This window comes from Nostoc favosum CHAB5714 (genome assembly GCF_020829495.1).
GTDB classification, from domain to species: Bacteria; Cyanobacteriota; Cyanobacteriia; order Cyanobacteriales; family Nostocaceae; genus Nostoc; species Nostoc favosum.
Genome location: NZ_JAIVFQ010000033.1, coordinates 47,314 through 62,721, shown reverse-complemented (window position 1 = coordinate 62,721; position 15,408 = coordinate 47,314). Strand labels below are relative to the sequence as shown.

Annotated in this window: 11 protein-coding genes; 8 read left to right on the top strand and 3 right to left on the bottom strand. The window is 43.9% G+C overall.

What is annotated here, in order from left to right; genetic code table 11:
- Positions 1–11: 11 nt before the first annotated feature.
- The 8 genes from LC586_RS20735 (at position 12) to LC586_RS20700 (ending at position 11,258) form a co-directional block, all read left to right on the top strand.
- Positions 12–170, top strand: a complete 159-nt coding sequence (locus tag LC586_RS20735; RefSeq protein WP_229486593.1) for a hypothetical protein — start codon at positions 12–14, stop codon at positions 168–170.
- Positions 106–912, top strand: coding sequence for a MinD/ParA family ATP-binding protein (locus LC586_RS20730; protein WP_229486592.1), 807 nt, complete (start codon positions 106–108; stop codon positions 910–912). Before LC586_RS20735 ends, LC586_RS20730 begins: the two co-directional genes overlap by 65 nt.
- Before the next feature lie 105 nt (positions 913–1,017).
- Positions 1,018–2,184 (top strand): DUF7005 family protein, encoded by a 1,167-nt coding sequence (locus tag LC586_RS20725; protein WP_438822918.1) that lies wholly within the window; start codon positions 1,018–1,020, stop codon positions 2,182–2,184.
- 101 nt (positions 2,185–2,285) lie between these two features.
- Positions 2,286–3,377 carry a cyclic nucleotide-binding domain-containing protein gene (locus LC586_RS20720; protein WP_229486590.1) on the top strand — a complete coding sequence of 364 codons (1,092 nt, stop codon included), beginning with the start codon at positions 2,286–2,288 and terminating at the stop codon, positions 3,375–3,377.
- 828 nt (positions 3,378–4,205) lie between these two features.
- On the top strand, positions 4,206–5,651 hold the full coding sequence (locus LC586_RS20715) for an NHLP bacteriocin system secretion protein (RefSeq protein WP_229486589.1): 1,446 nt from the start codon (positions 4,206–4,208) through the stop codon (positions 5,649–5,651).
- Positions 5,638–8,034 carry an NHLP family bacteriocin export ABC transporter peptidase/permease/ATPase subunit gene (locus LC586_RS20710; RefSeq protein WP_229486588.1) on the top strand — a complete coding sequence of 799 codons (2,397 nt, stop codon included), beginning with the start codon at positions 5,638–5,640 and terminating at the stop codon, positions 8,032–8,034. The genes LC586_RS20715 and LC586_RS20710 overlap by 14 nt, the downstream gene beginning before the upstream one ends.
- A gap of 49 nt (positions 8,035–8,083) precedes the next feature.
- Positions 8,084–8,350, top strand: coding sequence for a ribosomal eL19 family protein (locus tag LC586_RS20705; protein ID WP_229486587.1), 267 nt, complete (start codon positions 8,084–8,086; stop codon positions 8,348–8,350).
- Positions 8,351–8,369: 19 nt separating this feature from the next.
- On the top strand, positions 8,370–11,258 hold the full coding sequence (locus LC586_RS20700) for an NHLP bacteriocin export ABC transporter permease/ATPase subunit (RefSeq protein ID WP_229486586.1): 2,889 nt from the start codon (positions 8,370–8,372) through the stop codon (positions 11,256–11,258).
- Positions 11,259–11,706: 448 nt separating this feature from the next.
- Here LC586_RS20700 and LC586_RS20695 read toward each other — a convergent pair whose 3' ends face one another.
- The 3 genes from LC586_RS20695 to LC586_RS20685 form a co-directional block, all read right to left on the bottom strand.
- Complete coding sequence (locus LC586_RS20695; RefSeq protein ID WP_229486585.1) at positions 11,707–12,663, bottom strand: hypothetical protein; 957 nt, start codon at positions 12,661–12,663, stop codon at positions 11,707–11,709.
- 441 nt (positions 12,664–13,104) lie between these two features.
- Entirely contained in the window at positions 13,105–13,839 is a 735-nt protein-coding gene (locus tag LC586_RS20690; RefSeq protein WP_229486584.1) for a DUF4386 domain-containing protein, read from the bottom strand.
- A gap of 159 nt (positions 13,840–13,998) precedes the next feature.
- Positions 13,999–15,360 carry a cytochrome P450 gene (locus LC586_RS20685; protein WP_229486583.1) on the bottom strand — a complete coding sequence of 454 codons (1,362 nt, stop codon included), beginning with the start codon at positions 15,358–15,360 and terminating at the stop codon, positions 13,999–14,001.
- Positions 15,361–15,408: the final 48 nt, after the last annotated feature.

Below are 15,408 nucleotides of genomic sequence, written 5' to 3'. Positions count from 1 at the left end.
GGAGTTGTTTATTGGGAAGAATTCAGTCCCCATGCCCAATGCCCCATGCCCAATGCCCAATGCCCAATGCCCAATGCCCAATGAATATTAATTACGAGGTAACTTATGGCACAAATTATTGCAGTTCATTCATTCCGTGGCGGCACTGGCAAATCAAACTTGATTGCTAACATAGCGTCTACTATGGCCCTTGGTGGGCAACGTGTAGGTATTATCGATACTGATATCCAGTCGCCTGGGATTCACGTTATTTTCGGTCTTAACGAGAGCAAAATGGAACTCGCTCTCAATGACTACTTATGGGGTCGTTGTAATATTAAAGATGCTGCTTACGATGTTACTGATGCTCTAATTGTAGACCAGGGAAATACAAATACCCTCAAGGGTAGTCTTTATTTAGTTCCTTCTAGTATTAAGGCGGGTGAAATCGCCAAAATTCTACGTGAGGGGTACGATGTAGTCCGGCTCAACGATGGTTTTCAAGAACTTATCCAGACTTTGAAACTGGACTACCTATTAATTGACACACACCCCGGACTGAATGAAGAAACCTTACTTTCCATTGGTATTTCTAATGTTCTGGTGATTCTCCTCCGTCCAGATAATCAAGACTTTCAAGGTACTGCTGTGACAGTGGATGTAGCTCGCAAACTGAGAGTGCCAAAAATGTTGTTGGTAATTAATAAAGCTTTACCAAGCTTGAATTTCCCGGACTTGCAACAACAGGTAGAGAAAATCTACAACGTATCAGTAGCTGGAGTTTTGCCCCTCTCAGAAGAGGTGGTAGAGTTAGCAAGCAATGGTGTTTTCTCCCTGCGTTACCCCCAGCATCCCATTACTCAAACAATTAAACGGATAACCGATCAGATTGCTGGTGTAATTAAAAGACAGGAGATAGGAGGTAGGAGATAGGAAGGAGGTGGGAGTTAGGAGTAGCGCTGTCAAGGTGAGTTTTGTATTCATTACCACCTCTGAACTCGGAATTTTCAAATTCTCAAAGAACAAGTAAAGATTTTGATTGATCAACATTCACTTCGTTCTCATGTCCTCGCCGACTTTGGAGCCACTGCTGCACAGGCGCAGGAACTATTGGTATACAACCAAAACATTTTTAATCACAACACATTAAACCATTCCATCCAGTTTCCTCTTCCCCCTGAAGCTCATCTGGCTGCTTGGGAAGAATACGCTCTGGCTGCAAGAGTTTTAGGAACATTTGAAGCACTAAAGCGCGTACTAGTTCAGTTGAAATTTCCCATAGTTGAGGGTATCAGTCAAACGCAGACTTATCGAGATGCCACTCGCAAGGGTGTTGCAGTAGATGGGATGACGGAGGCGACTGGTTTAGTTTTGCAGCAACCTCAAAAACTCCAATTACTACTACACCAAAGCTTGGCTGGAACCATCCCAGTATTACTAACTGAGAACCGAGACGACTTTGTTTCTCTGGTACAAGCTTTAACAAAGCGAAATGAACCTCAAGCAATCCCTGCGTCTATGGGAGCCTGTATGGTTAGCGGGTTTAATAACTGGGACAGGATTCGTCAGTACCGTCAAAAATGGGAAGCTGAAAGTTTTGCTAATCGCTACCCAAGTAGTTGGCAAGAAGAATTTCAGCAATTAATCCCGCAAAAAGAACTCTATCAGGATAAGTTTATTATTTTGAGTGGCGGTTCTTATAGCAATGTTTCAGCTAAGGATATGGAACTTGAGGAATCCCAATGGCAGCGTCTATCTTTGACAATTCGACTGGAACATGAATGCACGCACTACTTCACACGTCGCTTGTTTAACTCCATGCGAAACAATATACTCGACGAGCTAATTGCAGACTATCGAGGCATTGTAGTTGCTACGGGTTTTTATCGAGCCGATTGGTGTTTACGCTTTTTGGGGTTAGAGTCATTTCCTGATTATCGAGAAGGAGGCAGATTGCAAAACTACCGGGGTCAACCTCCACTTTCTGATGGGGCTTTTGAGATTCTACAGGCATTGGTGAAGGCAGCCGCCGAAAATTTGCAATGCTTTCATGCTGAGTACTCAGAGGATTTAACAGATACTAATATGCAACCCCTAATGTTGATGGGTTTAACTTTTTTGACATTAGAAGAATTGGCTTCTCAAGAAGCAAAATTTCGCATCCAACAAACCTTGGATAAATTACAGACAGTCTTTACTGTATAGAGAATCAATCTCAATAAATATCTCCTTGCTTTGTTAGATTTGTGCCTTTGTGTTTCGTTTTTATTCAAATTTTAATTTACAAAATGTAGGGTAATTAACCTATGACAGAAGTCCTACTTAAAGAATTAACTAACAGTGATATTGATTGGATTATCGCTATAGGTGATCAAAGAGAAATAGCGGCTGGAACTGTACTCATTCAAGAAGGAAAAGCTGTTAATTCCTTACATATCCTGCTAGATGGAATGTTAACAGTTAATGCTGCTCAATCTGACAACAATCCTCTGACTCGTGCTTTTGCAGCCATAGAAGGTATTGAAACTCCCAGTCGGGAAATTGCGAGATTATCCAGTGGTGAGGTAGTTGGAGAAATTCCTTTCATTGATACTCGAACAGCTACAACTGTTAAGGCTCTAGAAAAGTCGTTGGTGTTGTCAATACCTCGGCAGGAATTGGCGGCAAAATTGCAGCAGGATGTTGGTTTTGCTTCGCGCTTTTATCGAGCGATCGCAATTATGCTTTCAGATAGACTACAAAGTATCATTAATCAAGTTGGTCGTAGCAATATAGCCCAAGGACAACCACTAAAAGATATCTTGTTTGTATTAGGAAAATTACATGATAGTGATATCGATTGGATGATAGCTTGTGGAACTCAGCACCAAATTGCAGCTAACACTGTACTCATCCATGAACAGGGGCCTGTAGATGCACTTTATATCCTACTAAGTGGAATAATGTCATTATCTGTTTCTGAAGATCAACGCAATCCTTTAGCTCGTGCTTTTGCTGCTATAGAGAACAGTGAAGTTTCAAATCGAGAGATAGCAAAATTATCGAAAGGTGAAATTATGGGAGAAACACCCTTCATCGATGGTCGCCTACCTTCTGCAACTATTAAAGCTATTGAAGACTCAATAGTTTTGTCTATTTCTCGACAGCAATTGGCAGCAAAATTACAGCAAGATATCGGATTTGCATCCCGCTTTTATCAAGTGATTGCTACTTTACTGTCCAATAGATTCCAAGGAATACTCAGTCGCCTTGGTTACGGCAGGCGCGTTTATAGCCGAGGTCAGCCACTGGATGAAAATATTGAATATGAGGATGAACTAGATTCGAGTGTTTTAGATCGGATGGCGCTGGCTGGAAAAAGATTTGAATGGATGCAGGAACGGTTAAGAGTAAGTTGAATTTCTCTGGATTGCTTAGTACTAAATATGCAAATTGACAAAGGGTGAATCATATCATGTCCGCATAATTATAGAAATCGTATTTGATTTTTGAAATTATCTACGTGGGCGGAAAGTGGGGAGTAGGGAGTAGGGAATAAGGAATTAGGCTTTTCGATCTGTACCGAGCTTTTTCAGAAATCAAATATTAGTCCTATAGTTATGATTCCCACAGTCATTGCACCCCACCCCGCCAAAGCTACGCTTTGTCTCCCCTCCCCGCTTGCGGGGAGGGGATTAAGGGGTGGGGTTCTTTGGGTTTAATAAGTAATCAAGCGGACATGATATCAAAGGCGGCTGCAAGCGATCGCTTTAGCAATCATTTCTGTCGCCAGTTTCGCTCAAATTAGGAAAATACAGCAATATCCGCAAAAAGAAAAACTAATAATAGTTTCATCTAAACTTTTTGCATTGTGTTTAAATATATTGCCCTCTATTCTAAAAATAGTAAATTGAAGAAGAATTCAGAAGTCAGAATTCAGGAGTCAGCAATCTTGACGCTCGCGGACTCGCTCTAAGCGAAGCTATGCCGCAGGCTTTACGCTGTGCTATCAGTCGGGGATTCAGACCCGCGACTACGAAAGTTGACCACCAAATCTACGATTTGGTGGGGGTTTAAAACCCGGTTATTCATCCGCAATTTCTGCTCAATTTACCTTTCCTGTATTCTGACGACTGACGCATGTATTCTGTTCGATAAATGTTTTCATGAATGATTTAGAACGGCTATCTATTATATAGATATAATTTTTTGCGATCGCTATTTATAAAATACTAATGTGAAGATAAATGTTAGACCAGAAACGCAGCCTATTCCGCAAAGAGTCACTAGAGCGCCTGTCTTCTCCGGAAAGATTAGACCAGCTGATGCAGATCGTTAGTCCCAAAAGCTGGCTACCGCTAGTCGCCTTGGGTTCCCTCGTGGGAGTAGGCATAGTCTGGAGTATTTACGGACGCATCCCCATCACCGTTGAAGGTCGAGGGGTTATGATTTACCCACGCAAAGTTGTGCCGTTGCAATCAATAAGCTCAGGGCAGTTACTTGTTCTTAATATTAAAGTTGGGGATGTCGTTAAAAAGGGGCAAGTATTGGCAACAGTTGACCAAGTTGACCTGCGTAAGCAATTACAACTAGCCCGCGCTAAACTAGTCCAACTAGAGGAACAGGATCGTAACGCTAGCTTAATACAAATACAGCGTCAGCAGCTTGACACAAAGGCAATCCTAGAGCAGCGCCTAACTCTTGAGCAAAGACTCAAAATCATGCAGGATTTGACACCTGTGCTGAAGGAGAAAGGACTGGTGTCAATAAAGCGCGATCGCCTCAACCTACAGCGACGCTTGCAGATACTCCAAGGGCTGCTTCCTACCCATAAAAAGAGACTAGACAACCGCCAGAGATTATTGAGAGAGGGAGCGATTCCTGATGATGTGGTGTTAGAAGCACAGCAACAATACGACAATGCCCGTGCAAGCATTGATGAAGCTGAATCTCAATTGAAGCAACTAGACCTCAAGGAAGCAGATGCACAACAACAATACCTCTCAAACCTGAACGAAATCAAAAATATCCAAGCCCAGTTGCAAGAACAGAACAGTAAGGCAGCTAGTCTAGCTCAAGAAGACTTGCAAACTACAACTACCCGGAAAAACGAGATTCAAGAACTCAAGCGAGAGATTGCCAAACTAGAACAGCAACTAGCCACTAACAGCCAGATTATCAGTCAACACAATGGACGCATTTTAGAAATCACGGTTACGCCCGGAGAAGTTGTCAATGCGGGAACCCGTTTAGGGAGCATAGATGAAGAGAATTCATCTAGCAAGCTGGTTAGTATAACGTATTTTGCGATCGCAGAGGGCAAGAAAATTCAACCAGGGATGACAATCCAAATTACCCCACAAACCGTTAAGCGGGAACGCTTTGGTGGCATCGTAGGTAATATTACCAGTGTTTCATCATTTCCGATGACCAAGGAGGGAGCAGCTAATGTAGTGGGCAATCCAGAACTAGTGGAAGGTTTGATGTCTCAAAAGCAGGAAGGAGTAATGCAAGTATTCGCTGACTTAGAGCCGGATTCCTCCAGTTTTAGCGGTTATAAGTGGTCTTCTTCCACTGGGCCGCAACTGAAAATTTCTTCTGGAACTACTACTATTGTTCGAGTCAAGGTAGAAGAACGCACTCCGATCACGTATGTTTTACCTATTCTGAGGTCTTTCAGTGGTATCAACTAATCCGACTTTAGTAAAACCTATTAATCCTTTGCAGCCCTTACAAAAACTGCTGCAAAGCAGAAGCAGGGGGCGCGTCAAAACCCCAACCCTCCTGCAAATGGAGGCTGTGGAATGTGGTGCTGCTGCTCTGGGAATTATTTTAGGTTACTACGGTCGAATTGTGCCCCTGCCACAACTGCGCCGAGAGTGCGGTGTTTCTCGTGATGGTAGCAAAGCATCCAATATGCTAAAAGCTGCCAAAAGCTATGGACTCCAGGCGAAAGGCTTTAAAAAGGAACTGAAGCAACTGCAAGACCTGCTTCCTCCCTATATTGTGTTTTGGAACTTCAACCATTTTCTGGTAGTAGAGGGATTTAGCTCCTCTCGTGTTTATCTGAATGACCCCGCAACTGGGCCACGTCATCTATCTTTAGAGGAATTTGACCAGGGGTATACCGGAGTGGTATTGGTAATGGAACCAAGCGCACAGTTTACGAAAGGTGGTCGTAAACCCAGCATGATTTTATCGTTGTGGAAACGATTGCAAGGCGCTGCTGGTGCTTTAGTATATTGTCTAATAGCGGGATTTTTCTTGACCATCATCGGGCTGGCAATACCTGTGTTCAGCCAGGTTTTTGTTGACGAGATTTTGGTTGAACAACGGCAGCACTGGTTGCGTCCACTGCTTTTGACAATGGCGATCGCAGCCGTACTTCAAGGGTGGCTAACACTACTACGCTTACAATATCTGCGTCGTTTGAAGACTAAGCTGGCTGTGGGAATGTCCAGCCGTTTTCTCTGGCATATTTTGCGTTTACCTGTTAGCTTTTACGCCCAACGCTTTGCCGGAGAAATCAGTAACCGTACCAGTCTCAACGACCAAGTTGCCGATATCCTTTCTGGAAGTTTGGCAACTACTGTGATTGATGCAGTCATGGTGATTTTTTACGCGTTGATCATGTTCCAATATGATTGGCTACTAACCTTAGTCGTGGTTAGTTTTGCTACTATCAACGTCTTAACTTTGCAATTGATTTCCCGACAGCGCGTAGATGCTAATCAGCGATTGATACAAGAATATGGTAAAGCTGCTGGTGCGTCGATTGCCGCTCTCCAAAGCATAGAAACCCTCAAAGCATCAGGTTTGGAATCAGATTTCTTTTCTCGGTGGTCAGGTTATTACACCAAAGCTCTCAATTCTCAGCAGGAACTCGGCGTAACAAATCAAACATTCTCAGTATTACCCACGCTCTTATCTGCTCTTTCTTCGATGCTTCTTTTGGTTGTAGGCGGTTTACGGGTGATGGATGGACACCTCAGTATTGGAATGCTTATAGCCTTTCAGGGTTTAATGCAGAGCTTTGAAGAACCTGTGAACAATCTCGTCAACTTCGGCAGTACCTTACAAGAACTAGAGGGCAATTTGATCCGTCTGGATGATGTGCTAGACAACCCGACAGATCCGCAATTGGAAAAGAGAAAATGGAGAGCAGGGGGAGATGGGGGAGATGAGGGAGTAGGGGGAGATGGGGGAGATGAGGGAGTAGGGGGAGCAGGGGGAGATGAGGGAGCAGGGGGAGCAGGGGGAGATGAGGGAGCAGGGAGAGATAGGGAAGTAAATTCTTCCTCATCCCCCTCATCCCCCTCATCCCCTCTGCCGAGATTACAAGGGTATGTCGAGTTACGGAATATCTCGTTTGGCTATAGCCCCCTTGAACCTCCTTTGATTGAAAACTTTAATTTCTCAATTAAACCTGGACAACGAGTAGCGCTGGTAGGTGGAAGCGGTTCTGGTAAGTCCACCATTGCCAAAATCATCAGTGGACTTTACGAACCTTGGGCAGGAGAAATTCTCTTTGATGGTAAACCCAGAGAGCAAATTCCTCACGAATTACTTACTAACTCTATTGCAATGGTGGAACAAGATATCTTGCTATTTAGCGGCACTGTCAGGGAAAATTTGACCCTCTGGGATGCCACGATCGCAGATAAAAATTTGATCCGTGCTTGTGAGGATGCGGCTATTGACGATGTGATTCTCTCAATGTCTGGGGGATATGATGCAGAACTGATAGAAGGGGCTGCTAATTTAAGTGGAGGTCAGCGACAAAGGTTAGAAATTGCCCGTGCATTTGTGAACAACCCTTCAATACTCGTCATGGATGAAGCTACCAGCGCCCTAGATGTGGAAACGGAAAAAAACATTGACGAGAATCTGCGGCGACGGGGATGTACCTGCATTATTGTCGCACACCGATTAAGCACGATTCGGGATTGTGATGAAATTATCGTCTTGGAACGCGGAAAGGTAGTGCAACGAGGTACTCATAAAGAATTGTGGGAAGTTGAGGGCGTGTACTCGCGGTTAATCTGCACTGAAGGTGAAGCCTTGCAGTCAGGGTAAGGGAGAGGGAGAGACAAAGGGGAAGTTCGTAAAATTTGAGCCTCAGAAGGTGAATGTTGAGCCTCAGAAGGTGAATGTTGAGCCTCAGAAGGTGAATGTTGAGCCTCAGAAGGTGAACGTTGAGCCTCAGAAGGTGAACGTTGAGCCTCAGAAGGTGAACGTTGAGCCTCAGAAGGTGAATGTTGAGCCTCAGAAGGTGAATGTTGAGCCTCAGAAGGTGAATGTTGAGCCTCAGAAGGTGAATGTTGAGCCTCAGAAGGTGAATGTTGAGCCTCAGAAGGTGAATGTTGAGCCTCGATCGATGATAAATGACTAATAACTAATAACTAATAATTATGTTAATACAAGGACAACTTTATCAAGTTAAAGGCAATGAGCCGATACTGCTAGACGACCCCCGGCAAGTTTGGGTAATTCAGTCTGGCTCGATCGCATTGTTTGCTGTCACAGTGAAAAATGGTGCGATCGAAGGTACTCGCCGTTATCTATTTAGTAGAGGTGCAGGGGAGGCACTTTTTGGAACAGCTGTTAATTCTGGCAATCAGCACCGCCAGATTTCGGCAGTACCACTTGGGGAGACAGAATTACTACAAGTACATCAAGAATGTTTCAGTGAGTTAGTAGCCAATGCAGATGCAAGGGCAATCGCTTGGGTGGAAAATTGGCTTAAGCAACTTGGTAGTATATCCAAGTTTGCCACACCAGCAATTCATGTGAAGGCTTCTGGACAGGGACGATTTTCTCTGATCGCTGGTCAGACTTTCCAGCCGGAAGCGGGTGTTGTTTCTTGGGTACAGCTGACTCAAGGGACTGTCCGCTTTCTGGGGTTTGAGGATTTGACAATGACTTGTGCAGTCGGAACTTTTTGCCTCAGCGATCAAATGTGGTTGAAAGCTGTGGAGGGAGTTCAACTTACCACTCTACGTACTTCAGAAATCCGTAACCCAGATACTCTGTTTTTGGGACTATCCCAATTTCATACTCAATTTCTACGCTGTATTGAACTTTTAGATCAGCAGGAAGTGGAGGATGAACTACAACGATTACGCGATCGCCAACGTCTCAATCGCCAAGTCACACAGGAGGCTTTGGGAGAGCTAGCATCGACTCTGAATGATCAAAATGGCGACTTTTTCTTAGAAGGCACACCATTATTAGTTGCTGCTGGTGCGGTAGGAAGGGCTTCAGGGGTGAAAATCTGCCCTCCGGCTCGCTCGGAGAACCTGAAGCGGGTTAAAGAGCCGTTGGAGGCAATTGTCCGGGCTTCGCGCATTCGGATGCGGCGGGTGTTATTGCGGGACAATTGGTGGGAGAAGGATTCTGGTGCTTTAGTCGCCTACACCCAGCAAGATAACCGACCAGTTGCGCTGTTACCGATATCTGCAAGTAGCTATGAAATATTTGACCCAGTTGAGCAAACTCGCTTAAGAGTAAATGAGGGTATATCTGCAACACTAGCTCCCGTTGCTTATATGTTTTATCGGTCTTTGCCCGATAAAGCACTCAAAGCTTGGGATTTACTTCAGTTTGCACTTAAAGGACGTAGTAGGGAATTAATTACTATTTTATTTACTGGCGTTACCGTGACATTACTGGGAATGATTACACCCCAAGCAACTGCAATTATCATGGACAACGCAATTCCAGATAGCGATCGCGGACTATTGTTGCAAATTGGATTGGGATTGCTAGTTGCTGCTTTGGGGACAGCTCTATTTGGGCTAACTCAAGGTTTTGCCCTACTGCGAATAGAAACGGCTTCTGACGCTTCCACCCAAGCAGCTGTGTGGGATCGGTTGCTTAACCTACCTGTATCCTTTTTTCGAGAGTATACAACAGGCGACCTTCAGTCTCGCGTGTCATCGATTACTACGATTCGTCGTCAACTGAGTGGCAAAACCCTGATAAATTTGATTACCAGTTTGTTTGCACTATTTTACTTGGGGCAATTGTTTTACTACAACTTCAAATTAGCTTTAGTTGCTGTGGCAATAGCAGTAGTTGCGATCGCTGTAACTACTCTCTCTGGTATATTTCTCCTGAGTAAAGTGCGTCCACTACTGGAATTGCAGGGAGATATTTTTGGACAAACGGTGCAGTTAATCAATGGGATTTCTAAACTGCATGTTGCTGGTGCAGAGGATCGCGCCTTCGCTTCTTGGAGTAAAAACTACTCTCGGCAAGTCAAACTTGAACTCAGCACACAGCAAGTTGAAGACTTTGTGGCACTTTTCAATACATTGATGCCCACACTAACTTCTGGAATACTTTTTTGGTTTACCATTAGTTTGTTTGAAGAAGCTCAGACTTCAGGAGGTATTGGATTATCTCTTGGTACTTTTCTCGCTTTCAACACAGCCTTTGGCAACTTTATTAGGGGAGCTACAGACCTAAGCAATACAGTTACCGATGTTTTGCAAATTGTCCCGCAGTGGCAACGCACCCAGCCAATTTTGGCAACCATACCGGAAGTGAATCGCAGCAAAGCCGATCCAGGCAAGCTTATCGGCAGAATTGTGGTAGATCGTGTAACATTTCGCTACCGGGATGATGGAGCGTTGACGTTGGATGATGTGAGTATCTCTGCCGAACCTGGGGAATTTATTGCTTTTGTCGGGGGATCTGGAAGTGGGAAATCGACAATATTCCGATTACTACTCGGATTTGAAACTCCCGAAACTGGTGCTGTTTATTACGATGGTCAAGACTTATCTGGTTTAGATGTAGACGCTGTACGCCGACAGTTAGGTGTGGTCTTGCAGGGTGGGCAACTGACAGCAGCTTCGATTTTCGATAATATTGCTGGTGGCGCTCAGATTACCCTAGATGAAGCCTGGGAAGCTGCCCGCATGTCTGGCCTTGCTGACGATATTGCCGCTATGCCAATGGAAATGCATACAGTGATTAGTGAAGGGGGTGGCAATCTTTCTGGAGGACAACGACAACGGTTGTTGATTGCTCGTGCTTTGGCATTAAAACCCCGTATTTTATTATTCGATGAGGCTACTAGTGCGCTTGATAACAAAACTCAGGCAATTGTTAGTGAAAGTTTAGACAAGTTACAAGTTACCAGAATTGCGATCGCTCATCGACTTAGTACTATCCGTAACGCTAACCGTATTTATGTACTCCAAGCAGGTAGAATTGTACAACAAGGAACTTTTCAGCAGCTAGCTGCTGTTGAAGGTCTATTTGCCCAGTTAATGGCTCGGCAAATGGCGTAGTACTTGGGATTTATGAAAGCTCAGTAAATCAAAAAGTTTTTATAAGCCTTGCTGTGTGAACATTTCAGCCGATGCTACTAGATTCCTGAAACAAATTGAGTTGTTGCATAATCTTGTTATATCATGTCCGCATAATTAGTTATGATTCTTACAGTTATTGCACCCCGCCCCTTACTTCCCTCCCGAAGAGCGGGGAGGGGAGACAAAGCGACGATTGTCGGGGTGGGGTTCTTCGGATTTAATAAGTAATCAAGCGAACATGATATTATATCATGTCCGCCAAATTACCCATAATAAAACAACCCCTCCCCGCTCTTCGCTTCTTTTTCTTTTTCAGCAACCCCTACATAGGTCTTACGGAAATATTTTTAGCTCTACAGATATCCTCGCACTTGCTGCGGAGCTTGACACAATAGTTCCCGCTTTGCCAAAGGCTAGATATCCTTTTCTATTTCTTGAGACGAGAAGAAACTGCACCTAAAGCTCCAAAGATCAATAAACCTATGGCTAAAGAGGACTCAGGCACTTTTGTATTAGAAACGACATTTAAAGATAATGGAAAGGGAATACGTATGACACCGTATCCATTACCAGTTGTAAAGCCAACATCCTCAACTTGGACGTCTTCATAAACTATTTGAAGTCCACCACCAGCACTATCGACATCTTGTAAAAAAGCATCTGCTAAACCTGCCGTTAAGGAATTTAATCCAGCAGGTTTACTCGCATTAAATGGGTCAGTAAGAATGGCTTCGCTATCATCCACCGTTGCAGGAGTAGGGCCGTATTCGAGAAATGAATAAAAAGGAGTATATCCAAAATCAATTATCTTGGTGGTGTCATAAGTTAGATATAACTCGACATCATCTGGGTTTGCGGTATAAATTCTTTCTTCAAGTGATGAATCGGGACTGGAAAACCAATCCTCTCCAAGCTTGTCATCCCCTAAGTTCCAGGTAGTAGTAAAATCGCGATCGCTTTTTTGTCCGTAGCTCAAGCCAATCCTATCTAGGGAAAGATTATTATTAGTCAGGTAATTGTAAAAGTTAGAGAAGCCACTGGTGATATTTTGTAAAGTAGCCGATCTGGTAGCACCGCTTGGAGGCTCTTCAGGGCTTTTATCCCGACCTGTTGTGTAATAGGGGGCAATATTGCCTGGTGAATTAAGGCTAAATTCAGTGTGACCACGATCTGGGGCATCGGCATTTAGGTTAAAGAAAGCTGTATATCCTTGGTTATCGGAAGGAGTTCCAAAAAAGAATAGCTTGTTGTTAGATTCAATTGGTCGTGCGGAAATATTCTGGGCTGAGTCGTAGTTAAAGCTTACAGCTTGAGCAGGTAAAGGCGCGATCGCTGCAACAGCCGTCGTTAAACCAAGAAATATTGAAAGTTTGTAATTACGCATAGTTGAATGAAGTTTAAGTGTTTTGGTGAAATTATTTAGAGATTGTTTCGCATTTATAGTCTCATACATTCAGTTCATTGAGCAAAGTGGCGTTTGAGGAAGAAAACTCAACATTATCAAGCAATACAGTTCAGTTAAGCATTTTTTTCTTCTCTCTGTTTGCTCTGGGTCTCTGTGGTAGCCTGCGGCAAGCCGCTTTGCGTCTACGTAAAAAAAAATTGCTCTCGTAACCGCTCACAAATTTATAGACTTTGGATTCAGCATGAGCAGCCAGTGGTGCTGATACTAGAAGGGTGGTAGTCAGTCCCAGAATTATTAGGGGATTGTAGGTGTGCATAGTTAAGTTAGAAAAAATTTGAGAAAAGGTTTCTTTGTCAGTATACTTAGTACACGTCACCATAAATCAGGTGAGGATGTGCAACTTGTGGTTATTAGCTCACGTTAACTTCTAGTACGAGATTGAAAAAGCGCCACAGCAAGGGTGAGATACCAGAAATTCAACAGCGTCATGCTGATGAACACCACTGGCCCCACATATATGCCAAAGTCTTTAACTAAACTCACGAGCCATCCGATCGCAACAACCATGCCAACCCAGCCAATCCAGCGTGACACTAACCCAGACCGCACCAGCACGATCGCAATCAACCCAACCCATAAGGCGGTGAACATCTGTGTCCCAAGATGCTCGCCAATCTTACCTGCATACAAATTGAAGGCGTCGTAGACCAGTGCAATAGTCTCGCGTGTGGCGGGACTTGTTCCCGGATTGACATACGTGTTTGCCAGAAATGGCATAAGAAAAAGCCAGCGCAAGATTCCCAGACTCTTCATGACGCCGCTTAACACACCAAATGTGGTAGCGATCGCCAAGAGTGGGCCATTCTCGCTAGCCAGTACGCGATGCAGCAACAGGGAAAGCGGGATTACCAAAATTGCTGAAAGCATATAGCTGTAATAACCCGCGATTACAGCACTTTGCCGTTGAGCAAGCAAGGGTAAGACCACAGCCGCGGGTTCGTCCAAACCTGCTGGCCAATTGACTGCGTTAGACAGCACCCTAAAAGCAGTCATAAAAAGGATAACTTCCAGCACCAGAAACAGAGCAGTTAGTTTAGGTAAGGACACTGCGGATGCTCGCTCCTTATGGTTAGTGTGCATAGTAGCGTTTTTCATGTATGCAACTCCTTTATAGACGCTGCTACACCGTGAGAGTTAGAGAGTAGAATTGGGAATTGTGCCATTAGTTATTGTATGTAGTAAAGTAGCTCAACTCAATAGGAAACGAGCAAATTACTGCGATCGCTTCGCTGTCAATAAATCTTAAAACCAAAGTCATATCCTCTGGGATAAAGTCATCCGAATGCCATGACGCGGTAATAGAGAAACCATTGCAGCCGGCTCTACTGGATGTCCCGGCACCAATTCTAAACGATAAGCTTGTGCTACTAAAGCAACAACCAATTGTATCTGCATAATAGATAAATTGTACCCAAGACAAGCACGAGGCCCGATGCTAAAAGGAATGAAGGCGGCGCCAACACGATTTCTAGCACGCTCTGGCATAAAGCGTTCCGGGTCAAAGCCTTCTGGATTATCCCAATATTGTGGGTTGTGCTGTACTCCATATATGTTGAATAAAAGCATAGATTTAGCTGGTATGTGTACACCACCAACTTCGTCGTCTTCGAGCGCTTCCCGACCAATCACCCAAAATGGCGGATACATCCGCAGTGTTTCCTGTACAATCATCTTGGTGTAATTCAACTTTGGTAAATCGTCGAAAGTTGGTTGGCGATCGCCAAGTACTCTCACTAGTTCAGCTTGCATCTGGCGCTCAACATTTGGGTTGAGTGATAACAAATGCCAGACCCAGGATAGCGCCCTCCCAATCGGTTCAAAGGCGGGTAGAAGAATCCACAAGAGTCGTTCGCGTAAAAGTTTGGGACTCAAGCCTGTACCCGTCTCATCACGCCATGATTGCAACACCGAAAGCAAATCTTCCTTATCTGTCCCATGATCTTGGCGTTCTTCAATGATTTTGTCTATTGCTGTTTGGAGTGTTTGCACAGCTGCCATATATTTCCGATTGGCTGGCGTGGGAAAGCTCTCTGGTACATTGAAGTTCGATACAGCCGTAGCATTGAAGTGATTGATGATCACTTGCATTGCTAAAGCAACATCATCCAAACCAGTGTGGAAATCATTACCAATCAAGGTTTGTGCTGTAAAAGACAGACTGAGCCTCATCATTTCTTCTGCCACATCAAATGACTGATGATTGTCAGCAAAAGTCTGCCAACGAGCCAGCATCTTCTGAGTAGCATCTGCTATGGCAGTATCCATAGTAGCATAGTGTTGAGGCTCGAAAAATGGTCGAATGATTTGACGGTTAATTTTATTAGTCCACCCTTCTCCAAAAAGCAGCTTGGTTTGCATTTCCAAACGCTGGAGCTTTTTATAATTCTTAATATTTTCCTGTAAAGCATACTTAATATAAAGAGGATTATTAATAACAAAAACTTTTTGAAACCCCAGGTTCAAACAAACGATATCTCCATACTGAGCATGAAGATTATAAAAAAGCTGGAGAGGATCATTTGCTAGCCTGTTAAAAGCATTAATAGAGGCTAACAAGTTTGGCCCCTGAATTTTTCCTTGAGTTATATTCTGGGTTGAGTTTATATCAATAGACATCGGTGATCTCCTTTGAGATTATAAGTTTTTATCATCTAATCAGATTGC